Origin of the sequence: Bacillus sp. FSL R12-0074 (assembly GCF_038005725.1) — a bacterium.
GTDB classification, from domain to species: domain Bacteria; phylum Bacillota; class Bacilli; order Bacillales; family Bacillaceae_G; genus Bacillus_A; species Bacillus_A mycoides.
In genome coordinates this window covers 116,527-142,270 of record NZ_JBBOTR010000002.1, presented here as the reverse complement: position 1 = coordinate 142,270, position 25,744 = coordinate 116,527, and the positions used below count along the sequence as shown (strand labels likewise).

Sequence of the window (25,744 nt, the reverse complement as noted above, 5' to 3'; positions counted from 1 at the left end):
TATCACGATTGAGCTTTCTTACGATTTCTCATTGCAAATACGAATGCTGTTAATGCAAGAGCGATACATGCAAAGCCGATCCATTTCAAATATGGATTTTCGTCTTTACCGCCTGTTGTCGGAAGATAAGTGATTTTCTTTGGTGTTTGTTCTAGTTGTGGTTTCATAATAATCTGTTGTGGTGTCTCTAGTTGTGGAATAACAGGTTTTTCGGTTACTTTTGGTTGTTCCGGTACCTGTGGTTGTGGTACTTCTGGTTGCTCTGGCTTTTGTGGTTGTTCTGGCTGTTCTGGTTTTGGTGTCTCTGGTGTATGTGGTGTCGGTTTCTTCTGATCCTTCACCGTGTGCTTAATAATTTGACCATCCTCTTTAATTTCAAAAGAGAATATTTCTTCATTCAGTAAATAGCCGTCTGGTGCGAATGTTTCTTTATACGTGTACTTTCCATATGGAATCTTGAATTTTGCAATGCCGTTTTCATCCGTTTTTCCTTTTGCAACTTCTTTTCCTTGTTCGTTAAAGATAGTAAATTCAGCGTTCGGAAGTTTATTGTTACCATCTGCAATATCTACCTTACTAATCTCCAACTCTCCTATGATTCGCTTATTTTGCGCTGTTAGCATGACTGTCTTTCCTTGTTCAGAGATACTAAAAGGAATAGTTTCTTTGCTTAACACATAGCCAATTGGTGCTTGCTTCTCAACAAATGAATATGCTCCAAATGGTAAGTCTTTCACTTCAATCAAACCGTTTTTATCAGTTTTGTGTTCACTAATTTTCTTCCCTTTACTATCTTGAAGAACGAACACCGCACCTTCTAATTTTCCACCCGGATTCTCTCCATCTAATTTTATAAGTCGCACATTTCCTTTTACTTCTTTATTTTCGACTGTGAAAGTTAGCGTTTTTCCTTGTTCTTTAATCTCGAATGGATATTTTGTTTGATTAAGAAGGTATCCTTCTACCCCTTTTGTCTCAACAAAATAATACTTTCCATACGGAAGATCCTTCACTTGTGCAATCCCTTGCTCATTTGTAGTTGTTTTTGTAATCTCTTTTCCCTCAGCTGTATACACTGTGAACTCTACTTTTGGAAGAGTTTTTCCGCTGTCACTTAATTTCTTAATCTCGATATTTCCTTTTACTTTAGTATTTTGTACTGTAATAGTTGCAAACTCACCTGTTTTAACTTCAATTTGTTGTGGCTGCCCATTCAGTACATAGCCAGTAGGTGATTTCACTTCTTTAAGAGTATAAGTTCCGATTTCTAAACCAGAAAGGCTTGCTGAACCTTGCTCATTCGTAGTCATAGTGCCTACTTTTTGATTTGCACTGTTCGTGACTTCAAATACTGCACCTTGTAGCAATTCTTTTTGTTCTCCCACTTTTACAACTTTCAATCGACCAAGAGATTTCCAGTTTACTTGTAGATCGGCACTCACTTTTTCCTCATTTTTTTCTAAAAGGACTGTTGCATCTTGGACTTTATCAGTTCCTTGATAAGCGACTGCCTGCAAATTAGAAAGATTAGATGTTACTTTTAAGGAAAAGTTACCTGTTTGAGAGGATTTTGGTATTAAAATACGGAATTGTTCTCCTAAATTGAATTGTTGTTTCGCTTCACCTTTTGTAGAAACAACTTTCGTTCCATTCGGTGCATTAGCTAGTTGAACTGTAAAGACACCGTTCTTAGCGTTACTTTCAATTTGATACACTGTCGTTTCAAAGTACTCACCGTTTAGCTTTGCTTCTTGATTGTCTGTTGGTGTTACATTCATGTACAGGTTTTGTGTTTCCTGGCTTGCATTCGCACCACCAATAATAGCTTTTACAGCTTTCGCAACATTTCCATTACGATGCTGAACTTCGTTAATGTCAATTTGACCCAACGCTGCCCAAACACTTAGCTGTGTTGCGTAATGCGCTTCATTCCAGTTAGAAACTCCTAATTCTTGTGGACTCTTTTGCGGATATCCATTTAGAAGAACCCGATACACAACATCATCTGTGCGCCCCATCTCTGGAAGATCATTACCGTTGGGACTTAATTTCCCATAAGTTAAACAATACGCAATTTGCCCATTCGCATTCTTCAATAATTCTGTCCGTAGGTCTTTCCCGTACATGGGACTAAAACTCCAATTTATTTCGTATTTCTCACGATTAATGACTTCAGCACTCGCTTTCGTAAGTGGAAATACAAAATTCAAGACAATTAGAAGCATACTCATGACAATGAGTAACGTTTGATACGATCGTTTCAACATACTAACAGCTCCCTCAAATGATATGCAGTTTTCAAAGAATAATTTAATCTGAATTTTCTGATTTAAAAACTTAAAAAATAACAATAAAATTGTACCTTTTTTACATGGTTCATTTACAATATAAATGTATAATTATTTTTTGTGAAAATGGTTTATTCCAACTTTGCTCGATAGTAAGTTGCAAAAAAAATGTTCTCAATTGGTTCTTCAAAAAAATCCGCAATGTTTTTTGCCCTGCTAAAAATTAAACCTTTTCTCCCTGATTCTACATCGTATAAAGTACTTGTAGGAATTTTGGAACCCTTTGAAACTTCTTTAATTGTATAACCCTTTGACTCACGAATTTCTCTTAGAACTGTCAAATATCTCCCCCCTTTTTTTACAGTTTATTAGTCTTTAAGCCGAAAGTCAACACTTAATATGTTAACTTTTTTAAATTTTAACACAAATATAGTTATAAGGAGCTAAAAACCATGTTTGGAAAAAGATTAAGAGAATTAAGAAACAAAAAAAATATGAGCGCTACCGCTCTTGGAAAAGCATTAGGGATTGCTCAAACAACAATTTCCAATTGGGAAAATTCAGGAGCTGAGCCAAATTATGAAATGCTAGTAAAAATCTCACGCTTTTTTGGTGTATCAGTTGACTATTTAGTTGGAAATGACGGTGATTCTAATAAAAATGAAATAAGTAGATTAGCAAAAGAATTATATGAAGACCTTAATTCAGTCTCCGAAGATGAACGTCAAGAAATAGAAAAAGGATTATTAGAGTACATAGAGTTCCTTGGGTATAAAGTAAAAAAAACAAAGAAATAAATCCTTTGCCTTTTAATTTGCTCTCTTTCTTAGACTAGATTTTGAATTTTTATTTTGCTGTATATAAGTTTGTAATTTACTATGTAGTTCAACATAATTACTTGTTTGTGACAACACCGATACCAAGAAATCGTAATCAACTCGTTTACATATATTTTTCTTTTTCATCAAATAGGCACTCTCCTGTAAAATGGATTTTCTTTTATAAATTCCTATTTTTACGCATTAGTGGAACGAAACATTAAAAATTACCAACAAATGTTCCACCCCTTAAACAACAAATGACACTACAATGTTTTGTAGTGTCATCTTTTAACAAGCCTATCACCCAGCACCGCCACCAGGATCTACCATCATATATTGAATGATTTTAGCAATACTCCCTTGCATGGGGAGCATTGCTAATGCTGTTATTGTAATTAGCAAATAAGTTTTCTTTGTCCAATTTTTCACTTGTACCACTCCTACTTCAATTTTAGTACATTTTTAGGAAGTTCTGCATAGAACAAGTCGTTATTTCTCTCAAATGCCAATAATGCTTCTCTCATTAAATTCATATCATCTCTTGCAAGAGCCTGAATGAAAACTTGTAACGGTGTCAAGAAACCATTTTTCCTTTTGATTTCTTCAATAAGATTATCTGCTTTTTGATTCAGACCTCTTTTGACATACAAATATGCAAGTTCTGCCGGATTTTTTGGTTCTATATTATCTAGATTCTTTTCAAGATGTATGTTAAGAAAATCTAGAGTTGTTTGTATCATTTGTTTCTTCTTGAACATCTTTTTGTTATTTGGGGATATCATAAGTTGCAACCCTTTATCCAAGTAGTACTTAGATAATTCATAATCGCTTAGTATATATGTCTCACCCATGATACAGCATGCTGTTGCTTTTGGTATTAAAGCTACTCTCCCTTGTCTAGCAATCATTTCATTACATAATTCTCTTGCCTTTTCCAGCTCGTTATTCCTATGATAACTTGTAGCAAGCAATTCCATAGTTCGTAATTCATAAGAAGAACGTAAAAATGGATTTTTCAAATTTTTAATTTGTGATGATAAATCATTTGTATATTCACTTACCAAATTATAATTTCGATAATCAAAAAAAGCGTAGATTAGTGAAAAATCCATTGGGATTTTGCTAATATCATCTGTACTCTTTCTTTGTTCCATTTTCTTTTTTACTGTTTTTAAAAAAGTTTGCGGATTTATTTTTCCATCATTTCTTAAATGAAGTAATTCATAAGCATTTGCAAATTTACGATTCAGTATATTGTTAGATTCTTTTTCCTTATCAATTAAATACTGTAATACATCTAATTCTCCACACATATCTAAATATTCAAAAGCAACTCTCAAATTCACTTTACGCTTTGCTTTTTCACAATATTTCAGTACTTCCGTTTTCCTAAAATTATAATCATGTGGGTATAACATATTCAATATTTCAGTGTAAATATAAAAATCAAACTCCCTTTTCCTGGTAAATGACTCATTTATTTTAGAATGACTGGTATCAAACATTGCTGCAAGCTGTCTATTAGTAATACCTTTATCATTTAGATCTTTATGGATTTTTTCTAGAATCATGGTATATTCTCACATCCTCTTGAAATGCTAATGTATGGGAAAATACATGCGTATAGAATATTCTGTAAATACATTCTACCAGAAATTAGTGAAACTTTCGTTCCAATATACATTTTTCTATATTTCTATATAAATTTCAGAATTTTCAATAAAAATAACGCGTTTTCTTATTCAACTTCTAACTTATTCTTAGTTGATATTTCAAAAAACTATGTGTAAAATAGTTTACAAAGACATTATTAATTACCTATATTAAAAACGGTTCAATTAATGATACTATTATTAAGTTTATATAAAAAAATAAAACCCCACCGCACGGTTTTTAATTAGTCTAGGTCGGCAAACTTCGAACTAATTAAAAACTCCTCTGGATAGGGTTTTAAATTCACATTATAAATGTATGTGTTTTTCTTTAATGTCATACTTGATGTTAAAATTATACCATAAGTTGCATACAATGTGAATATAAAACCTCTGTTTTCCTGTTTATTTGTGGTGGGAAAATTAGGAGGTTTTTTCTGTGTTATTGCACAATTTTTTGCTCAGTCGAGCGAAAGCCGAATTAAGTCCCCACATCAATCACCTATCAAAGAAAACCGGGGCTATTAATCAATCAATTAAGAAAGTTATTACTTACATTGATAATATTGTCCTAGAATATGAGGGTGTTACTACGAAGGATTACCTCACAAAACGTAAATATGAAGCTGTAGAAACAGTTTTATCGTACCTAGTACAAGAAGGTTATTCCCAAGTAAAGCAAGATCATATCAGCAAAAAGTCAGGGATTTCAAAACCAATTATTAACTACGTGTTTAATTGGTTACAAGACTTGGGAGTGTGCCAACAAATCAAAGTACGAAGATATGGTAAAATTGCCCCTTCAATTTACATTTTAACTTTACATAACAATTATTTAAAAATCATTGAATATTTCAAGCTGAAATGGGCTGTAGCAATTGATGTCTGTTCTACTTTTACTAAACTTTTAAAGAAAAAACTCTTTAAAGAAGTTGTTGAATCCAAACATGAGGAAAAGAATACTTTATTTAATGGCATAGATATTTTAAATTTTGAAGAACTAGAAAGATCAAATACTATTTCACAAAACGCTATTGATAGATTACAAGATTTAAATGATTATTTAAGTGAAGATCAGAAAAAAGCATATCGATATATAACAAGTCAACCAGTAACATATTTAACAGAACAGGACGCTTATACTATAGCCTTAAGAATGCCGAAAAAAATTGATCGTTATCAAAGATGGGATTTTGAAAAATGCGTTGAATGGTTTTCATATAATCAAGCTGAAATAAGTAATCCCGCTCATTTTATGAAAATGTTCGCTGAAAAATCTAAACAAAGAAAAGAGCGTAACGATTATGAAGCGAAAGAAGCCTTAACTAATATGGAACATGCACAAAAATATGAAAGCATACTTCCAATTATAGACTGGCTTAATAACAAGAAAATAGATTCCATTCTGCAAAAAATGGGTGTTCTAAGGCCCTAATAAAAAAACATCTAAAACTTAGCCTTGCTCAAAAATAATATAATTAGCAAGGCTATTTGTCATGTATTCTTATAATCCCCAAGCAACGTACTATTTTTCCCAAAAAAGAAATTCAAAACACCTCTCAGATCTTATAATTATTTCTCTTTTTCTAAACTAATCAGCTATGAAATTTCCACTCATATGAAACTGAAATTTCTATCATTTACTCACAAATTAACCTTGTAATTTACTAAGGTAAAATCTTGAATCCCTTGATACATCTAGCCTAGCACCTCTAAAATAGATTCTAATGTTTATAATGATTTTATTTTTTAAACAAGATTTAATAAATACAGTATTCTATCCTAAAAGGGAAACATTATAAGTATGTTCTTTATCATTTTCTGACAGAAGACTCCCTCTTAATTTTTGTGATTATTTGAGGAAATATATCAAATTTACAAAAAGTAGGGAAGCTTGTATGTTTTTACAAGCTTCCCTACTTTTTTTGTATTATTTAAGTTATTTTTTAAATAATTTAGCGAACCATGATTTTTCTTGTTGAGTAGATGCAACTAACTTCTTAGTTTCTTGTATTTCACGAATTACTTCTAATAGCTGTTGATCCCTGTTATTTATTTTCCCATCAATATTCTTGTGTTGTTCATCAATCTTATTCAATAACATATGATTAGTTTGTTCTAAATGATCTATGCGCTGTAAAAGTTCCATGTTCATGGATTTTTGCTCTTGAAAATATATAGAAACCTCTTTCATACTTTCATACATCGTCTGAATAATTGGCTTCGTGATTTCGTCGTCTTCATCGCTCTCTTCTACTACAATATAATCTACATTTTGTTTTAACATCCGTTCTATTATTTCTGGTGGCTCTTGTGCATCTTTCATATTAGCAATTAATTTAAAAAGCTCTAATGCTTCCTGTTCATATCTCAGCGTTCGCCCCTTCGTCCCAGCGACGGTTGGTAAATATGGTTTGAATTGATCCCGCCAGGCCTGAAGTGTTGTCCGTGGCTTCCCAAGCATCCTTGCTATATCTGCAAGGGAATATGTTTTCTTATAAGGTTCTTCCCTATCCATTCCATCGTCCTCCCCTCATCGTCATTTGTTGTTATCGATGTCCGACATGTTGTCATTACATTGTTATTGATTATCATCCATGTCGGTCATGTTGTCATTGTATTGTTATTGACCATCATCCATGTTGGTCATGTTGTCATTACATTGTTGTTGACCATCATCCATGTTGGTCATGTTGTCATTACATTGTTGTTGACCATCATTCATGTCGGTCATGTTGTTGTTTTACTGCTATTCATCATCATTTATGTTCGACATGTCGGCGTCTAACTGTTATGTGTTTAATTCGTTTGAAAGAAGGTATTTCCTTGTTTATTTTGAATTTTTTAAGTGTATAGGTTAATTAAATAATAAGTGTGATTCAAATCGTACTTATTATTTAAAGTGTTCTTATTTTTGATTAAATGTGCTAAATCATAATCAAAAGTAGCACTTAAGTCGTACTTAATGTATAGAGGGGGAATTATAAATGAAAATTGGAAGAAAAGCAGCGGATTTCGGAAATAGTTTTAATAATTTCATGGTTGATGGTTATTATATTGAACTTGCAACGAATGTAGTTAAAATTTCAAAGAAACAAGCTGAGGATTTACTTGTTGATCGTATTTCTAAACCAGAAGATTTACTGGATAGATTACTAATTTCCACTGAAATCGAAGGTGAAGAGTCTTACTATTTAGTTGGGCAATTGGCTGAAGATAATCAGTTAGCAAACTCACATGTAAATAAGATGCACGATAAAATAAATAGTCCTATCCCATACGTATGCTTTTTAGGAGCAATTGCATATTATCATGCCCTTAATGCTGATCAAGAAGATAATGAAATTGAAATTGAACACATGAGTATGATGCTTCCAATTTGGCTTTTAAAACGCGAAGAGAAATTTAGCATTGCCCATAAAAAAATGGAAGAAAGATTTAACGGTGAACATAAAGTTAAAGTGTTAACACCAGGAATGGAGAAAGAACTAACTATTACAGTCCAATCAGCAAAATGTAGAAATGAATCAGAAGTTGCTAGACATTCTTTAAAATATAAAATGGTTTCAAAAGATCAGAATACAAATGTAATTAGTATTGAAAAGCGCTATGAATCTGAGAGATTCGATGACTATGAAGTAGTTTTAACTGACATTGGTGGCGGTTCTACAGATGCTGTGCGATTAGGTAAAGGGCTTACTACACCTAAGCACAGAGATTCTTTCCAAGTTATCGATATTGAGCCATTCTTGGGATACCTAGAACGCTTTAGAAAAGAAAAATTGATTCAATACTTTAAGGATCTAAGAACATTAGAGAAATTTATAGTTAATAAATATAAAGTACAAAAGTATGTACTATCGAATGAAAATACTGGTGAAGAATATGATTTTACAAATGAAATTGTAGAGGCACTGAAAGAATATGCAAGAATTTTAGTTGCTAAAATTCTTGATGTATTCATCCCATCTAGTACGAATACAGTATTGAAATTCATTTATATCGGAGGCGAAGCACCCGTTTTAGAACCATACATCCGTCTCGCTTTATTGAATCATATGTCTGAAATGGCTGCTAAAAACAATCACTTCTTCTTGAACGATATTATTCAAAATAGCGACAAAGAAGTATTTGCTCCAACTTCACGTACAATTAATCTAACTGCATTAGAATTAAAAGTAATTGATGAAATGAAGGGACAGCTAGCTTAAAATAAAAGGACGTGCTGATAATGGCTAAAAATAGAAAAATGGCATTACATGCTGATAATATGCCTGAAGATGTATATAGGATCCTTAATGAAAAAGCTAATAGTAGACAATTAACAGCATTTATTGTTGAACTGGTACAAAATGAAAAATGCTATGAGCAACTACTGCAGAAATTAGATACTGTAGAACAGAGATTAAATCTTTTAGATACAGTCGAAAATAAATTGGATCTTCTACTTACTAATGGATTTGTTCCCGCACAGAGACAGGAAGATTTTAAAACAGAGGAGCCTGTTCTCCAAGAAGGTAAAATTATTGACGCTAAGGAAGTACTTGGTGGTATTTCTGAAGAAGATAACGAAGAGATTGATTTCTAACTTATAAAAAGACCTTTAGGTTCCATCCTGAAGGTCTTTTTGTTTACTTAAATATAGAAATGAAAAAGGCTGAAGCTGCCGTTTTCTGAGCTTTTTTTGCTGCTTTATGAGCTTGGGCTAAATCTTGTTCTAATACCTTAATTTTTCTATTTGATTGAGCCTCTAATGCAGTGATTTTATTTAACTGTTCTTGGTGTTGCATTTCAGCTACATAAAGATTAATTGCCTCTGGTATTGTACTTGCTCTCCTCTGCTTAATCACCTTATTTAAAAACTCTAAAATTTCCAAGTCCTGAAATTCTGTTGGAATATGTGAATTTAACAACACATGATTTAGTTCATTATATTTATCTTGAAGGACCTTCTTTTTATGCGATATTTCATTTAATTTTAATTGATGTGCTGTAGTTCTTCGAATAAACAGTCCAAAAATATAATTTAAGAGTTTTACAAGTATACCTACTACAAATAAAATTAGTGCTAATATAATATATGCTATTACAAATAATATAATATACCCAATAGCATAAAAAACACTTCCTAATAAAGAAGTTGTAGATAAAGTTTGAAAAAAATCTGACCCAAGAACTAAAACAATAAAAATTAAACCAATAATCCCCAAAACTCCCAAAGTCCAATATGAAGGAATAACATTACATGGTTTTTCAGAAGCAACTAAATCAGAATATTCCTTTTCAAGTTCCTTCCGTTCATACACTGCAGTATAAGTTTGTAATAAATCAAACATATCCCGATTCCCCATTTCATTCAAAATTCAAATGTTACAATTTGGATTTCTATATTTTTAAACTTTTAGCTTGTATACTTTTATAAATAAACTCCAAGATTTCAATTTTGAGATTGGATGTGAATGAGTATTGAATGGTATCGTAGGTAGTCTAATTTGATATGAAGATATTCTTAAGAACAAGGGGAGTTCCTGCGTTTAATACATGTTTTTGGCGATAAGCAATTATATCACTTTAACTTAAATCTTGTATGATCCTTATTTTATATATTTATTGTTATACAAGTCTATCTTAGAATACATATTATACTAAATTATGGATAGTGCTACAATTAAATAGTTAGAATCTTTAGTTATAATTTATCTGAAGTGAATTAATATAAATTTTTCTGGGGGAATTAACTTGCCACGAATTAATCTGTGTGTGCCTTACGCTCAGAAGGAAATAGTAAAAGACCTTGGTGGAAAATGGGACATGAAAAATAAGACATGGTACATCTTTGCAAAAACCTACAAAGAAATAGAGCCTTTTTCAAAATGGATTTATACTGCACAATCATCTGAATTTTGGATTATAGAATTACATAGAGCATGCTGGAGATGTGGGAAACAACCTCCTATTTTTGCTTATTGTTTTCCTAACGGATATATTTCATTAGAATTTGAAAATGAAGATGATGAAGACTGTTCATCTTTTGGGGAATCTATTCAATTTTTCACACTATTAACCTATGTAGATTGTATCAGTCTTAATGCATTACAAAATATGAAAGAAATCACAAATAACTATTACCTAGATTCTACAAAGATGGGCGGAGAATATTATTTAAATCATTGCAAACATTGTAATGCAAAATTAGGGGATTTTCCATCTTTTGAGGATAACCCACTGCATACACTAGAAAATAATAAGGATATAAAAATTCATAAATTTTCTGCAGCCATTGAGGTTAGTGCTTGTTATTCCTGGTATGTGTAAAACAAAAAGATACAACGGTGCAATTTTTATAAATAGTTAATCTTTTTTCAAATCCAAAGCTGATTCTATTGTATGTACTAAATATCACCGCTAGAAATCTCTTTACAATATAGAAATTTCCCTATTTCTATAATTAGATATTTCCCTATACTTCTACTTTTTTTATAAAAATGGGGGTTTATGGGGAGCCTTTGAAAATTACTGATTCCATTGTATGTAACACATATCACTGCTATAACTTTCTTTACAATATAGAAATTTCCCTATTTCTATAATTAGATATTTCCCTATGCTTCTACTTTTTTTATAAAAATGGGGGTTTATGGGGAGCCTTTGAAAATTACTGATTCCATTGTATGTAACACATATCACTGCTATAGTCTTCTTTACAATATAGATATATCCCTATTTCTATGATTAGGTATTTCTCTATATCTCTACTTTTGTTATCAGAAATGAAGGTATAAGGAGAGCCTTTGAAAAATTACTGATTCCATTGTACGTACCACTTATCACTACTATAATCTTCCTCGCAATATAGATATATCCCTATTTCTACATTTGGATATTTCCCTATATCTTTACTTTTATTATTAGAAATGGTGGTATAGGAGGAGTCTTTCAACAAATTACTGATTCTATTTTATGTAACACATATCACTATTATAATCCCTCGTGAAATATAGATATATCCCTATTTCTATAATTGGATATTTCCCTATATCTTTACTTTTATTATTAGAAATGGTGGTATAGGAGGAGTCTTTCAACAAATTACTGATTCTATTTTATGTAACACATATCACTATTATAATCCCTCGTGAAATATAGATATATCCCTATTTCTATAATTGGATATTTCCCTATATCTTTACTTTTATTATTAGAAATGGTGGTATAGGAGGAGTCTTTCAACAAATTACTGATTCTATTTTATGTAACACATATCACTATTATAATCTCCCGCGTAATATAGATATATCCCCTATTTCTATAATTGGATATTCCCCTATATCTCTACTTTTGTTATCAGAAATGGAGGCATAGGGGGAGCTTTTGAAAAAATAATGATTCTATTGTATGTACCACATATCACCATTATAATCCCTCTCCAAATATAGATATATTCCTATTTCTATATTCGGATATTTTCCTACGCCTCTACTTTTATCGTTTTCTGACAGAAGACTCCTTCCTCAAAAATGTGAAGGTGTGAAACACCAATTTTAGGTGGGAGATGAATGTCAGTAGGTAAGCCTACGTTTTTTGTATACTGTAGATATACTATAAAAAAGTGAGGTGCAACCTATGTTAGTAAATAAAGCATATAAATTTCGTATCTACCCAAATAAGAAACAAGAAATATTAATTGCTAAAACGATTGGTTGCAGTCGCTTTGTATTTAACCATTTTCTTGCTCTTTGGAATGATACGTATAAAGAAGCTGGAAAAGGATTAACCTATCCTTCTTGCTCTGCCGAGCTTACGCAATTAAAAAAACGACAAGATACGCTTTGGTTAAAAGAAGTAGATAGTACCGCTCTTCAATCCTCATTAAAAAACCTCGCAGATGCTTTTTCACGTTTTTTCAAGAAACAAAATGTACGAATCATAATATCGCCATTGTAGGTCATACAATAAAGTTACCGAAGCTCGGTTTCGTTAGATTTGCCAAAAGTCGTGAAGTGTCAGGACGTATCCTAAATGCCACGATTAGACGAAATCCAAGCGGTAGACACTTTGTGTCTATTCTTACAGAAACAGAAGTGCAACCAGTAGAAAAAACAGGTTCTTCTGTTGGTATCGATGTGGGGTTAAAAGATTATGCCATTCTTTCAGATGGCATAACATACAATAACCCTAAATTCTTCCGTACATTAGAAGAAAAGTTAGCGAAAGCACAGCGTATCCTTTCTAGAAGAACAAAAGGTTCTTCGAACTGGAATAAACAACGTGTGAAAGTTGCACGAATCCATGAACATATTGCAAATGCAAGAGCTGATTACTTACATAAACTTTCTACTGAAATCATCAAAAACCACGATGTTATCCGTATGGAAGACTTACAAGTCCGTAATATGCTCAAAAATAGAAAGCTTGCAAAAGCGATTGGTGAAGTATCTTGGTCACAATTTCGAACGATGTTGGAATATAAAGCGAAATGGTATGGCAAAAAAGTTGTTATGGTATCTAAAACATTTGCTTCTAGTCAATTATGCTCCAATTGTGAATACAAAAACAAAGACGTTAAAAATCTAACCATTCGTGAGTGGGATTGCCCTTCTTGTGGCGCACATCACGATAGACATCGAAACGCAGCGCTCAATCTTAAAAACGAAGCAATTCGTCTCTTAACCGTAGGAACTACGGGGATAGCCTAATGAATTAGAAACCGTTAGGTTTCTGTACTTAGGAATCTCCCACTTCAAACAGTCCTCGAGGATGTTAAGTGGGGAGTAGTTCAATATAGAAATGATGATATAGGGGGGCGCTCTTGAAAACTACTGATCCCATTGTATGTACCACTTATCATAACTATAATCCTCCTTTCAATATAGAAATATCCCTATTTCTATACCTCTGCCATCAAGTTACACTTATACAACATTAATTATAGGAATGGGTGTTTCTTTTTTAAAAAGCCTCCAAAACAAAAATTTTATACAGCTCACCTGGTAATATCAATTCTTTCGTTTTGGGGTATTTGCTTTTCTTAGCTTGATGAGCATGGGATATGGGGATATAAGGACTTTTTCAAAAAATGAATGGAGTGGTAGAAATGACAGATTCTATTGCATGTACCACATATCACTGCTATAATCTTCTTTATAACATAGAAATATCCCTATTTCTATAATTAGATATTTCCCTATTTTTCTAATCTTTTCACTAAGATATAGAAATAGGGATATAGGGAAATATTCCAGAAAATAAATGGAGTGGTATAAATGGCTATTACAATTACTGTTGGGAATTACAAAGGGGGCGTTGGTAAAACCACTAATGCTGTATTAAACTCTTATGAATTCGCAAAAAAGGGGAAACGAACTTTACTCGTTGACCTTGATCCACAGAGTAATGCAACAAAATCTCTTATGTTAACAAAATCTATCCTTAATCCTGACGAAAAGGTAACTTTAACTAAAACATTGATGAAAGGAATTCAAGAGGGGAATTTAGATGGATTAGAAGTTGAAATAATGGAAAATTTACATTTAATTCCTTCTTATGTTGATTTTCAAGATTTCGCAAAATTTCTATATAAATCGTGTTCTTCGGAAGAAGAAGAAGATTTCTACTTTAAGGAATTACTTGAGAAAATAAAACATAAATACGATTACATATTTATCGATGTTCCACCTATGTCAATTGAAGTTACAAAAAATGCAGTTGTAGCTTCTGATTATGTTCTTATAACTCTACAAACACAAGAACGTTCTCTTACAGGTGCAGAAAACTACATTAACCAACTAATAAAATTAAAAGAGCAATATAATCTTGATATTGAAGTTGTAGGTATTCTTCCAGTGCTATTAAAAAATAATGGTAAAGTGGATGAATACATTATGGAAAATGCTCGTGAAATTTTTGGTGAAGAAAACCTATTTAAAAATATCGTTCCACAGATGGAACGTATTAAAAGGTTTGATGTTAACGGTATTACTGAAAATGATAGACACGATTTAAATGTAATAGAACTATACGAAAAAATTAGTGATGAATTATTATCTCGTATTAATGTTTTTGAAAGTATGAAGGTTGGTGTATAACATGGTAAGAACTCCTGGATTATTAGGCAGAAAAAAGAGCAATTTTGACCCAATAGATCCTTATATCCCAAACGAGGATTCAGTTGTAACAAAAAGTGGCGAAGATACTCCTACTTTTCCTCCTAAAAATGAACAAGAACAAGTAAATCAGCAGGAACAAAAGACGGAGCAAACACCAGAGAAAAAGAAATTTAAAAACCAACAAGGTAGTATTAAAATTTCTAGTCAATCTAAGGAAGAGCTTGGAGCACTAATGAAACTTACTAATACAAAATATGCTCATGAAATAATAGATTTACTTATACATCATTATGTAGAAAATCAATTAACTCCCGAACAAAAAAGGAAATTTAAATTATTAACAGAGATTTAGAAATATAGAAATATCCCTACGTAGAAATAGGGATATTTCTATATTTTTTTGATTTTTAAAAATAGCCTCACCAGAACTTCCTCCACAACCTTTCCTTCTCTCACCCCACTGCAACATCCTTATGTAAATTGATAATAAAGTTATTTAACTTCGATATAAAAATATAAGAGCCTTGCTATATTTTTTTATAGTAAGTCCCTTTAAAGTTGTTTAATTCATGTTGAACTAAAGTACCCGTTACTCTATTTAGTTAGATAAGTAATTTATTAGAAAAATTATCAATTGCCTGAATAGCTAATTCCAACGCTTTTATCTATTCAAGATCAGAAATATCCCTATTTCTATATATCCCTGATATTTTTTTAAAAAAATAGCGAAGATACTCCTGTTTCTTCACCTGAAAACGAGTAAAGACAAGTGAATGTATGGAATTTAAAAACCAATAGGGCGGTTTTAAAACTTCTAGCCAATCTCATGACTCATGAAGAGCTTGGAACACTAATGAAGCTCACTATTAAGAAATATACTCATGAAATAATAGATTTACTTATACATTATTATGTAGAAAATCAATTAACTCCCGAACAGAAAAGGAAATTTAAATTATTAACAGAGATTTAGAAATATAGAAATATCCCTACGTATAAATAGGGATATTTCTATATTTTTGCAGTTAAAATAATATCATTACCAGAACTTCTTCCACGACTTTCTCTTCCCTCTCATCACCGCAATTCCCTTATGATATTCCCTCATCAATCGCTTTGTCACTTAAGCTAACTATTTAATATCTTCTTTGTACTTGGCTACATTAACACACCATTACTTTTGAGCTAGTAGCGTCATTCTTTTTATTTCTTCAAATGTAGCTTCGAAATACTGTTTGTTCAAATTGATACTAATAACCTTGATAAATTAAATAAAGAAATGAAGGTATAGGAGAGGGCTTTGGATAAGTTACTGGAATAATATACATTACTGTTTCTATTTTATATACCATATAACACTACTATAATCTCCTTCTTAATATAGAAATATCCCTATTTCTATAAGTGGATATTTCTATATCCCGTTGCTTTTGTTACAGAAATGAAGGTATAGGAGGGGCCTTTTGAAAAGTTACTGGAATAATATACATTACTGTTTCTATTTTATATACCATATATCACTCTATAATCTCCTTCTTAATATAGAAATATCCCTATTTCTATAAGTGGATATTTCTATATCCCGTTGCTTTTGTTACAGAAATGAAGGTATAGGAGGGGCCTTTTGAAAAGTTACTGGAATAATATACATTACTGTTTCTATTTTATATACCATATATCACTCTATAATCTCCTTCTTAATATAGAAATATCCCTATTTCTATATCCCGTTGCTTTTGTTATAGAAATAAAGGTATAGGAGAGAGCTTTGGATAAGTTACTGGAATAATATACATTACTGTTTCTATTGCATATATTACATAACACTACTATAATCTCCTTTTAAATATAGAAATATCCCTGTTTCTAAATAGGGATATTTCTATATTTATTAGTATATTTTAAAACAGGCAAATTCAATAACTACATTAAAAAGAGTCCTATTTCTAGGACTCTTTTTAATACTAATTTTTAGCTTTAACTTACATTTTATCGATGATCATTTGTCTTTTATACCATTGATTTAATTTGCTTCTCGCCGTACTAGAGAGACGTTTTGTTTTTTTATTATAGAATCTAGAAAGAGTAGGCTGCGATATACCTATCTCTATTGAAAGTTCTCGCATAGTTATATTCTTTTTCATATGCATAAACTCTATTTTCTCTCTGATTACTTGTTCATTTTCATTCGTATCTAATGGTTTTTCTACAATTTTTATTTGCTGACTTTCCTCATGTATTGTATCAATTGTTTTCTTTTTCGCTAAGTTTTCCATTGAACTAATTAATTCTTTGGGTGGCAATATTACTATTCCTAACTGTGAATAATAGTTTTTAAACCAATTCTTCTTTGTCAGTTTTTCTTCTTCTAAACCATTATGATATTCCCAATGAGAAATTACTTCTTCTTTTTCTAAATCAATAAGCACATTTTCTAATTGTTCGCGGATACGGTTAGGTTTTTGTTTCTGGTTTATACCCATAACTGCTAACAAACCTTTATCTCCACCTATAGAATAAGGTCTTTGTAAGCTAGAAAACATTTGACGTATTCTCCATTGCCATGTCAAATATCGAATTAATCTTTTATGATATTTGTGTCTATAACTATTATATTCAAGTGCCTTTTTTGATAATAATGCGGTAGTACTATTAGATCCATATAGATATCCGGATAAGAAACTTCCCGGTTTGATTCGGCACGATTCTATCCCCATGTATTCGTTTGTGTTTTTATCTCTCCATAGAACTACGGAATCTAATACAAATAGTCTTTTAATTACCTCGCGTTTTACTTCATAATGCTTACCTGTTTCAGCGCGATCATTTAATACGACTACTTCATTGTCATCATTTAGATATATAAAAATACTCGCTAGGGCCGCAATCCGCTTCGCTACCTTAATTTTATCTTCCACTCTATAATATTCGACACCATTTGCCTTAGCTTTTGAAATACTGCACATTTCTAAAACTTGTTCATATGAAAAATCAATAAATTCATCCGGCGATTTTGCTTCATTCAACCATTGAATTGTGATGGTATCTAAACAATCTGCAGTTAAATCATCCATATTACTCATTACGCCGTCTACTAAAGTATTCCATCTTGCTGTCTCTTCAATATTCGTTAACTTTAGATCTTCATCTTTATGAGAGGAAAGCTGTGCCACTCCATTACTATCCTTTGTTTCAATAGGATAAGATTTTAACCGTGTGTTTTCATCTTCTTCAAATTGATTTTTAGCTATTCCATCTCTTAACTTATAATAGACCGCGGAGTTATTTACTTCTAAATAGTTTTCATTCAATATGTTCGCATCTGATTCACTTGTTGCTGTATGCACTATAGTGCTAGCTGTCTGATTTTCACGAAACTCTTGTTCAATAAAGACACCTATTTTCTCATGAATAATTAATCTGTAAGTATCTATATTTTTAAATATATCTAGAGAAGAAACACCTTTTCTTTGTTGTTGCTCTAGCCACTGTACAAGCATTGAAAATGATGGAGAAAGGTATTCTGAAGTCACAATTTTACTTTTATCTGCTTCAACCTCAACATAATAGGAAACCCATTTATGCCACAATTGCTCATCTTGTTTATACAGTGGTTCTGTTATTGATAGTGCATCTCTAAACAATTGTAGAACGTCTTCCATATAAATTCGGCTCCTTATATACATTTAGTTATTATTGATCTTAATTTGAAAATAATTAGCTATATGATGTTCCTTTTTATAAAACTAGAAATAAATTCGGAATATTTCATTCTTTCATTTCACTGTTAACATGGTAAGGGCTCTATTTTGCATACTTATAGCCCTCTCTGTAACTGATTATACAAGACTCAATCAATTTGTAAAATCCAAATAGCAATTATACAAGTACTTATACAATAACCTATCTTTCATTCATTAACTCTTTTTCTATTAGATTTACAGTACTATTATTCATATTTATCTCCCTAAAGTTCCTCTTACATTTAACAGAGAAGTAAAAGCCAAAAATGTAAAGATGAAAATATATATGTTACTTCGAATACCCCAAATTCATCAAAAATGAAAATTTATAGTCATATCATTCCCCTTTCCATCAAAACATGAAACAAAAATGACATTATGTAACTCTTTTTACTAACTCGAAATTTTTTTCTAAAAGTGCTTAAAGCTTGATATATAAGCGTTTCTATTACAGCTATACTATTAGTTATGAAAATTTATAGCTATATGATGTCCCTTTTATTTTAGATGAAAACCCCATAAACCTTTTTATATTAAGGCTTTACACGTTTATAACCCTATTTTCACGTATTTATGCAACATGAAAATCGATAGCTGTATGATGTCCCTTTTTTTAACCAAACATGAAAACCCACCTAGCCACTTCATGTTCCTTTTATAATTGTAAAATTACAGATAAAGCCCATTAACATCACTGTTTAAAGGGTTTCATCTGTTTAATTCACAATTATAAACATGAAAATTCATAGCCATATCATGTCCCTTTTAATTTTTTAAAAATCGATATAACTGTTGATTTAATCATGTTTACAAGGTTTTTTTGCTATTTTCCTTCTTTTCTACCAATATGAAAATTCATAGCCACATCATGTCCATAAAAAAAATTTCAAGAATCCTGAAACCCCTTGATACACAAGGGATTAAAGGGCGTTTCATCTTTTTATTTTTTCTCTTAAAGGGACGCATTTCAACAAACTTCGATTTGGTATAATCAAAATTGGTATATTTTATAGTGTTTTGGCATTTATTTCTGAATTTATAGGTAGGAGGTGAAAGAGATGGGAAAATCATTTATTATTCGTAATCAACGTAGTCTAAATGGACAATCTACAAATGCAGTTTTAGTAACACTGAAGTCTTGGCAAAAACTTGTTGAAACTTTCGAAGAGAAATACTACAGCTATAAAGATACATACCTTGAAGATATTGTTGATCATATGACATATGAGGAGCGTATTGCCGATGTGGATGGCTTCGTAGCACAGGCTAAACCATCTTTTTCACGTCGTACACTATCTGCTATTTCGGAAACAATGGGAAGAAAGCATAAATTATATGGCATTACAAACGCAGATTTGGAAGTCTTCTTATATCTACATAAAAAATGTTACACGAATGGAGTCATTCCAAATGTAACAATACATATGATGTGGGAAGATTATAAACTATATAAAGAAGAATTTGCTTACATACAGCATTCTCAATTCTATATTGCATTAAAGAAATTAAGTATACATAAGATTATTACGATTGAAAATGAATTAGATGGTCGATATACAATTAAATTAACTCATTTTATGAATGAAGAAACTGAAAAGGCCAATGCATATGTTTATATTAGCCCAGTGGTATTTACGAAAGCTTTCTTTGAGCTATCAGTTGCATCTAAGAAGCTATTCTTAGATATTGCTATGCAACAGCACAGTGAAACTACATTAAAACGTTCCTTAGACAAACAAGATGAAAGAGGGAATAAAACTCATTTTGGTGGGATGTACCGCTTTTTACATAAAAAATATCCACATCAAATCCGCGCAGTTATGACAGAATTAACAACTGCATTATCATGTACAGGGACTCCGCTATTCAAAATTTGTAAATTACAAAAAGGGGTTAAGAATAAAAAAAGATATACGACTCTATATCTATCCTTACATACGGATTTCTTATGTACAAAAGAAACAGGAGAAGTACAGTATCGCAATCCATTCACACCAAGGCTTACTTATGCTCGTAAAGCTCGTTTTATCGAATCCGTGCTACAAGAGATGAATATTGGTGAGTTTACACAAGAGATGAACAAATTTATTCATGTATTTAAATATACATGCCATCGACAAATTCGAAGCGTAATTCATAGCTTACGTGACATGATAGATCGTAATGAAGAATATCCAAGCAAGTTGGTATATACACTGAAGAAATTACTAAATCAAACATCACAATATCAAATTCTTGATACAGCGGCTAAAGAAGGTATTTATCCTCTTATTACACAACGTGTTCCAAAAGAACAAAAAGAACAGGCTGTATTTGATTTCGGATTACATTTCTCTATGTACTCTCTTCGAAACATCAAAAAACTGTTCCGCAAAACGTATGAGTTACTAAACTACAAATTTGCTGTACCTGTTACAGAGGAATCGTATCACCGCAACTATCTAAAGTATCAAGAAGAAACGTTGTTTAGAAAGTACGCCTATGAACAAGGTACAAACCTAAACGCTTATATGGCTTTAGAAATAGAAATACGTGAACTCTTAAAGGCAAGAGGACATAAAGAGCGCTTTATTCCTAGTGATGTTCGGGAATTGTTCATTGAAAAGATAGATAGATTACCGAAAGAAAAGCTTCGCGTTATTGAAGTACCAGATAACTTTAATTTAATTACATTTATGCGTGCCTTTGAACAGTTAATACGCGCTGGTATCCCAGTAACAACAGCTGAGCAAGTACTCACAGTAATGCAAACGAACTAATCATAATCAGCTCTCTATTTTTGAAAAAAATTCAAGATAGAGGGCTATTCGTGTTGATACGTTTATTTAAAAGACTATTACTCATTCTTCGCAATAAGTAAATTTACTCGATTCTATTTATATTAGAGTCTTTTTTTATGCAACCATATACAAAAATAGTATGGCACTCATCTAAATTTCCACATATACTTTCATATAAACACGTTATGAGCTGTCTAAATACATTCAAATATCTACAAGAAATCATAAGAAAAAAATTAAATTTCGTGGATAAGTAGATAAATAACACATAATGTGAGTAATTTAGTGCAATTATCATTGATATAAATAGCTTAAACCCCTTTATCTATCAAAAATCATCAATATTAATGTGAGTTATGTGGTAGATTTGGATAATGTTGATTAATTAACACATAATGTGAATCATTTGTGGGTAAATACAATAAGATTGTGGAGATTCAGTGAATTCATATGAAATTTTACGATTGAATAAATATGTTTAACAATGTATCAATTTGTTTCATTTTTTATGTAGGAATACTAAATTTCATTTATGATTATTTGTAGATTTTAGATCATAGTTTTGCCTGATTTTCCGTTGTAAGATTCTACTATTTATGATTTTTTACGCTATGAGATGTTAAAAAGCTTTGTTACAGTAAGGATATACGTATATTTACCCGTCCTATATAAGTTTTATCTTTATATTTTAAATATATATAAGATATATATTTAAATAAGATTTTATTAACTTCCATTTAGCTTTGAAATTAGTTTTTATAAATTGTTCTACGATATAATATATTTTTGTAATTTCCAAAGTGACATTATTTGAGTTTTGAAGCCTATTTATAATTAGATATTACTGTAAAGTGATTTCTAATTATAAATTGAGCATCTAATGCATTATTCAATATTCAGGTTCTGGTGCAAATATATGAAGAAGAACATAGATGATAGTAGATTCTTAACGGAATCGTATTTTATGCTATAAGTCCAAACACTCGGTGGATGAACTCTTTCTGATTTTAGACAGACTGGTTCTGTAAATCAATTTGTCCCTTTTTTATCATATGCATAGCTTCCACACCACTCACTATAGAAGTTGCTGTTTTATACGACTTAAATCCCAACATAGAAAGCACACGTTTCTTGATAAAACGATGATCTTGTTCCACTATATTATTAAGATATCTAACTTGCCTTAGTTGTATGCATTCAAGCATATGGTTCTCCTCTTTCAATTCTTGCATCGCTACAGGATAGCCAGGGTCTTATCTACCGTTATCACACGGGGTTTAGAAACATACGAAAAAGCGCTTGGCTGCTTGTTTATCTCTTGATTTACTTAGATAAAAATCAATGGTGTTCCCTTCGGAATCTACAGCACAATATAAATACATCCATTGACCTTTTACTTTGATATAGGTTTCATCGACTCTCCATGAGTCATTTGTTGATTTAAGATGATATCGTACTTTCTCTTCTAATTGAGGCCCATATTGATGAACTCAGCGCATAATTGTTGTATGAGCGATTGATAAACCTCATTCTTCCATCATTTCCACCAGGTTACGGAAGCTCAAATTGTACCGTAGGTACCACCTTACTGTTAATAAGATTAGTTCAGGCTGATAATGTTTCCACTTGAATAAGTTTTGTTTTTCCATACTGATCACATCCTTTTTAGAGTACTAGTATCAGTATGTCCAAATTTCAGAGATTAATTACATAAGTCTTATAGTTTTTGCACCAGAACCGACAGACTTGTCCAGTAAAACAAGTTGTCCTTTTTTCATCATATGCATGGCTTCAACACCACTCAATATAGAAATTGCTGTTTTAAACGACTTTAACCCTAACATAGAACGAACTCGCCTTTTAATAAACCGGTGGTCTTGTTCCACTATATTATTGAGATATTTAGCTTGCCTTAGTTGCATGCCTTCAGGCATATGTTTCTCTTCTTTCAACTCTTGAATCGCTACAGGATAAGCAGGGTTCTTATCTACTGTTATCACGCGAGGTTTAGAAACATACGAAAAAGCCAAGGCTTTCTTGAAAAAACGCTTGGCTGCTTGTTTATCTCTTGATTTACTTAGATAAAAATCAATTGTATAACCCTCTGAATCAACTGCACGATATAAATACATCCATTGACCTTTTACTTGAATATAGGTTTCATCGACTCTCCACGAGTCATTTGTTGATTTAAGATGATGTCGTACTTTCTCTTCTAATTGAGGTCCATATTGATGAACCCAGCGCATAATTGTTGTGTGAGCAATTGATAATCCTCTTTCCTCCATCATTTCCACCAGGTTACGGAAGCTCAAATTGTACCGTAGGTACCACCTTACTGTTAATAAGATGAGTTCAGGCTGATAATGCTTCCATTTAAATAAATTTTCTTTTTCCATACTGATCACGCACCTTTTTTAGAGTCATACTATCAGTATGTCCAAGTTTAGGAGATTACTTGCAAGAGTCTTGCGATTTTTGCACCAGAACCTGTGCCAGAATCCCTTATATATCAACACATTTCATGTTCCTAAAACATATAAACAATTATTATGTAAAACAATCAAACATAGAATAGTATGTTGTATATACTTATTAATAAATTTTAAAGTCCTATTTGTAATAAACATAGATCTAATGAACAAAAAAGACAAGAGTGAAACACCCTTGTCTTTTTTTATTATAGTCATAAAGAAATGGCTACAATATACCCACTAAAAATATAACATAATGAGTTACTTTATAAAATGATTTCAAACCTCTGCTACAGAGTAAACGTAAAGCAACTTCAAAATTAACTTTTATTTATATTTTGGAGTCGCTTTACGTTTACGTTATTGTTTTAATTAGTCTCCTGTTTTAAAGGTCTAAATGCAAATGCACCTGAAATGATTTGTAAAACCACTGGAAGGAATAAAATAAAAAAACCTAAAAACAATGAAATTATACTTAATACAATCATGCAAATACCATAAGCTATATTATTTATTTTGTTAACACAACAAGCTAATACTAATAGGCCTATTTGAATAATTAAGGCGATGCTAGAAGTAATGATAATATATTCTGCAATACCTCCAGAACTAGTATTAGAACTTGTGTAGGAAATACAACCAATTACAATAAATAAAGAAAGTAAGAGTCCTAAGATTCCTCCGATTAAGCCAATTACAAATTCTACAGTTCGTTTCAAATTAAAATACCACCCTTCAAAAATATTATTTAAATTAGCCCTTATATATTTACCATGATTTTGGAATTGCTAAATATTTTATTTAGATTCTTGTTTTAAAGGTCGAAACGCAAATCCGCCAGAAATAATTTGAAGAATTACTGGAATAAATAAAAGGAATAATGACATAACCAATGTTACTAATGGGAGTAATATCATACAAAGTCCGTAGACTATATTGTTAACCTTATTTACTGAACATGCTAAAACTAACAGCCCTATTTGAATAATTAATAAAATAGAGTAATAAGTCAAAGCTTTATAATCAATATCACCATCCAAAACGGTAATAGCTATCATCGATATAATAAGAGAACCTATAACCCCCAAAATACCACCAATTAAACCCAGTATAAATTCAGGTGTTCTTTTCATTTCTAATACCTCCCTAACTATTAATATATTATGTATTTAACGTCCCTTTATCTATATTATCAAATGTAATTTGGAAAAACTATGCATAAATGTATTGGGTTTAATATTAGATGTAGTTTTGTTTCACAATAAAAACACCCCTTTAGATAAACAGATCCAAGGGGGCAAAACGTTGCGTCTTTCTTATAAACATCGTGACTTTATTTAAAAGCAACAATTGAAACATATTTCGTTGCTTAATAAATAAAAAAGGGAGTTATAGTCATTAGATGTCCTAGCAAATTGTCACAATAAGCTATTTTCATTTCGTAATCTGGATTTTCAACGTTTTAAAAGGGTTCTTTTTCCATGAAAGAACCTTTTTTATTTGTCTTTTTTTAGGTACAAATTCAAAAAGCTGTATTGCAAACATACGTATTTAAGGAAGCTGGAATTTTATATGGATGGTGAGAAAAAATGGACCATTATCAAATGTTGTATACTACCCCTTATTTATATTCTTCAAGCACTCTGAAAGAAATGTACAAAAGCACCAAAAAGGAAATTGACATTTGCGCCATACAAGAGCATATGCTACGTCACGAAGTATACCTGGCCCAACAATATCGAGGTTACTATTATTTAAGTCAAAAAATTGAAGACGATCTATATGGCGATGAACAGGCATTGTCATGGAATGAGCTACTGGATGATTATCAACTTTATAGAGATCGTAAGGGGAATTTATCTATCAAACCGAAAGGATGA

General features: G+C 31.4%; 20 protein-coding genes and 3 pseudogenes. 11 read left to right on the top strand and 12 right to left on the bottom strand.

Going from position 1 to position 25,744, the window contains the following annotated elements; genetic code table 11:
* Window positions 1–2 precede the first annotated feature (2 nt).
* Window positions 3–2,267, bottom strand: a complete 2,265-nt coding sequence (locus NSS97_RS28515) for a SpaA isopeptide-forming pilin-related protein (RefSeq protein ID WP_341114912.1) — start codon at window positions 2,265–2,267, stop codon at window positions 3–5.
* A gap of 152 nt (window positions 2,268–2,419) precedes the next feature.
* The gene (locus NSS97_RS28510) at window positions 2,420–2,629 is read right to left on the bottom strand and encodes a helix-turn-helix transcriptional regulator (RefSeq protein ID WP_002187883.1); all 210 of its coding nucleotides are present in this window, start codon (window positions 2,627–2,629) and stop codon (window positions 2,420–2,422) included.
* Window positions 2,630–2,740: 111 nt separating this feature from the next.
* On the opposite strand from NSS97_RS28510, the gene NSS97_RS28505 reads away from it, so the two are divergent.
* Window positions 2,741–3,085 carry a helix-turn-helix domain-containing protein gene (locus NSS97_RS28505; RefSeq protein WP_002187884.1) on the top strand — a complete coding sequence of 115 codons (345 nt, stop codon included), beginning with the start codon at window positions 2,741–2,743 and terminating at the stop codon, window positions 3,083–3,085.
* Between the two features lie 324 nt (window positions 3,086–3,409).
* Here the strand turns inward: NSS97_RS28505 and NSS97_RS28500 are convergent, their stop codons facing one another.
* A complete protein-coding gene (locus NSS97_RS28500; RefSeq protein ID WP_002187888.1) occupies window positions 3,410–3,538 on the bottom strand; it encodes a hypothetical protein in 129 nt (42 codons plus the stop codon).
* An 11-nt stretch (window positions 3,539–3,549) separates the two neighbouring features.
* The gene (locus NSS97_RS28495) at window positions 3,550–4,680 is read right to left on the bottom strand and encodes an AimR family lysis-lysogeny pheromone receptor (RefSeq protein ID WP_090835451.1); all 1,131 of its coding nucleotides are present in this window, start codon (window positions 4,678–4,680) and stop codon (window positions 3,550–3,552) included.
* Window positions 4,681–5,200: 520 nt separating this feature from the next.
* Between NSS97_RS28495 and NSS97_RS28490 the strand changes: the two genes are divergently transcribed.
* Complete coding sequence (locus tag NSS97_RS28490) at window positions 5,201–6,196, top strand: Replicase RepFR55 (RefSeq protein ID WP_090835450.1); 996 nt, start codon at window positions 5,201–5,203, stop codon at window positions 6,194–6,196.
* Window positions 6,197–6,700: 504 nt separating this feature from the next.
* Here the strand turns inward: NSS97_RS28490 and NSS97_RS28485 are convergent.
* Window positions 6,701–7,279: a DUF3967 domain-containing protein gene (locus NSS97_RS28485; protein ID WP_341114911.1), complete on the bottom strand. Its 579-nt coding sequence runs from the start codon at window positions 7,277–7,279 to the stop codon at window positions 6,701–6,703.
* 469 nt (window positions 7,280–7,748) lie between these two features.
* Between NSS97_RS28485 and NSS97_RS28480 the strand changes: the two genes are divergently transcribed.
* Together NSS97_RS28480 and NSS97_RS28475 are read left to right on the top strand one after the other, a co-directional pair.
* Entirely contained in the window at window positions 7,749–8,972 is a 1,224-nt protein-coding gene (locus NSS97_RS28480; protein WP_090835448.1) for a ParM/StbA family protein, read from the top strand.
* A 20-nt stretch (window positions 8,973–8,992) separates the two neighbouring features.
* On the top strand, window positions 8,993–9,349 hold the full coding sequence (locus NSS97_RS28475) for a hypothetical protein (RefSeq protein ID WP_090835445.1): 357 nt from the start codon (window positions 8,993–8,995) through the stop codon (window positions 9,347–9,349).
* Window positions 9,350–9,392: 43 nt separating this feature from the next.
* Here NSS97_RS28475 and NSS97_RS28470 read toward each other — a convergent pair whose 3' ends face one another.
* Window positions 9,393–10,097, bottom strand: coding sequence for a CvpA family protein (locus NSS97_RS28470; protein ID WP_090835443.1), 705 nt, complete (start codon window positions 10,095–10,097; stop codon window positions 9,393–9,395).
* Between the two features lie 403 nt (window positions 10,098–10,500).
* Between NSS97_RS28470 and NSS97_RS28465 the strand changes: the two genes are divergently transcribed.
* The 5 genes and pseudogenes from NSS97_RS28465 to NSS97_RS30560 all read left to right on the top strand — a co-directional run.
* Complete coding sequence (locus NSS97_RS28465; protein ID WP_341114907.1) at window positions 10,501–11,076, top strand: DUF5710 domain-containing protein; 576 nt, start codon at window positions 10,501–10,503, stop codon at window positions 11,074–11,076.
* A gap of 1,308 nt (window positions 11,077–12,384) precedes the next feature.
* Window positions 12,385–13,457, top strand: a pseudogene (tnpB, locus tag NSS97_RS28460) (IS200/IS605 family element RNA-guided endonuclease TnpB).
* A 567-nt stretch (window positions 13,458–14,024) separates the two neighbouring features.
* Entirely contained in the window at window positions 14,025–14,846 is an 822-nt protein-coding gene (locus tag NSS97_RS28455; RefSeq protein WP_016128138.1) for a ParA family protein, read from the top strand.
* 1 nt (window position 14,847) lies between these two features.
* The gene (locus tag NSS97_RS28450; protein ID WP_016128139.1) at window positions 14,848–15,219 is read left to right on the top strand and encodes a hypothetical protein; all 372 of its coding nucleotides are present in this window, start codon (window positions 14,848–14,850) and stop codon (window positions 15,217–15,219) included.
* Between the two features lie 401 nt (window positions 15,220–15,620).
* Window positions 15,621–15,840: pseudogene (locus NSS97_RS30560) on the top strand (hypothetical protein); the annotation flags it as partial.
* Between the two features lie 1,009 nt (window positions 15,841–16,849).
* On the opposite strand, the gene NSS97_RS28445 reads toward NSS97_RS30560, so the two are convergent.
* Window positions 16,850–18,529: a helix-turn-helix domain-containing protein gene (locus NSS97_RS28445; protein WP_016128140.1), complete on the bottom strand. Its 1,680-nt coding sequence runs from the start codon at window positions 18,527–18,529 to the stop codon at window positions 16,850–16,852.
* A 1,139-nt stretch (window positions 18,530–19,668) separates the two neighbouring features.
* On the opposite strand from NSS97_RS28445, the gene NSS97_RS28440 reads away from it, so the two are divergent.
* The gene (locus NSS97_RS28440) at window positions 19,669–21,369 is read left to right on the top strand and encodes a hypothetical protein (RefSeq protein ID WP_002187898.1); all 1,701 of its coding nucleotides are present in this window, start codon (window positions 19,669–19,671) and stop codon (window positions 21,367–21,369) included.
* Window positions 21,370–22,397: 1,028 nt separating this feature from the next.
* Here NSS97_RS28440 and NSS97_RS28435 read toward each other — a convergent pair.
* From NSS97_RS28435 to NSS97_RS28415, 5 genes and pseudogenes are all read right to left on the bottom strand, one after another.
* Window positions 22,398–22,772: pseudogene (locus NSS97_RS28435) on the bottom strand (IS6 family transposase).
* Between the two features lie 144 nt (window positions 22,773–22,916).
* The gene (locus tag NSS97_RS28430; RefSeq protein WP_265113330.1) at window positions 22,917–23,039 is read right to left on the bottom strand and encodes a hypothetical protein; all 123 of its coding nucleotides are present in this window, start codon (window positions 23,037–23,039) and stop codon (window positions 22,917–22,919) included.
* A gap of 57 nt (window positions 23,040–23,096) precedes the next feature.
* Window positions 23,097–23,789 (bottom strand): IS6 family transposase, encoded by a 693-nt coding sequence (locus NSS97_RS28425; RefSeq protein WP_341114900.1) that lies wholly within the window; start codon window positions 23,787–23,789, stop codon window positions 23,097–23,099.
* Between the two features lie 443 nt (window positions 23,790–24,232).
* On the bottom strand, window positions 24,233–24,583 hold the full coding sequence (locus tag NSS97_RS28420; protein WP_002187902.1) for a DUF4064 domain-containing protein: 351 nt from the start codon (window positions 24,581–24,583) through the stop codon (window positions 24,233–24,235).
* Between the two features lie 78 nt (window positions 24,584–24,661).
* Complete coding sequence (locus tag NSS97_RS28415; protein ID WP_002187903.1) at window positions 24,662–24,997, bottom strand: hypothetical protein; 336 nt, start codon at window positions 24,995–24,997, stop codon at window positions 24,662–24,664.
* A 456-nt stretch (window positions 24,998–25,453) separates the two neighbouring features.
* Between NSS97_RS28415 and NSS97_RS28410 the strand changes: the two genes are divergently transcribed.
* Entirely contained in the window at window positions 25,454–25,744 is a 291-nt protein-coding gene (locus NSS97_RS28410) for a hypothetical protein (protein WP_002192010.1), read from the top strand.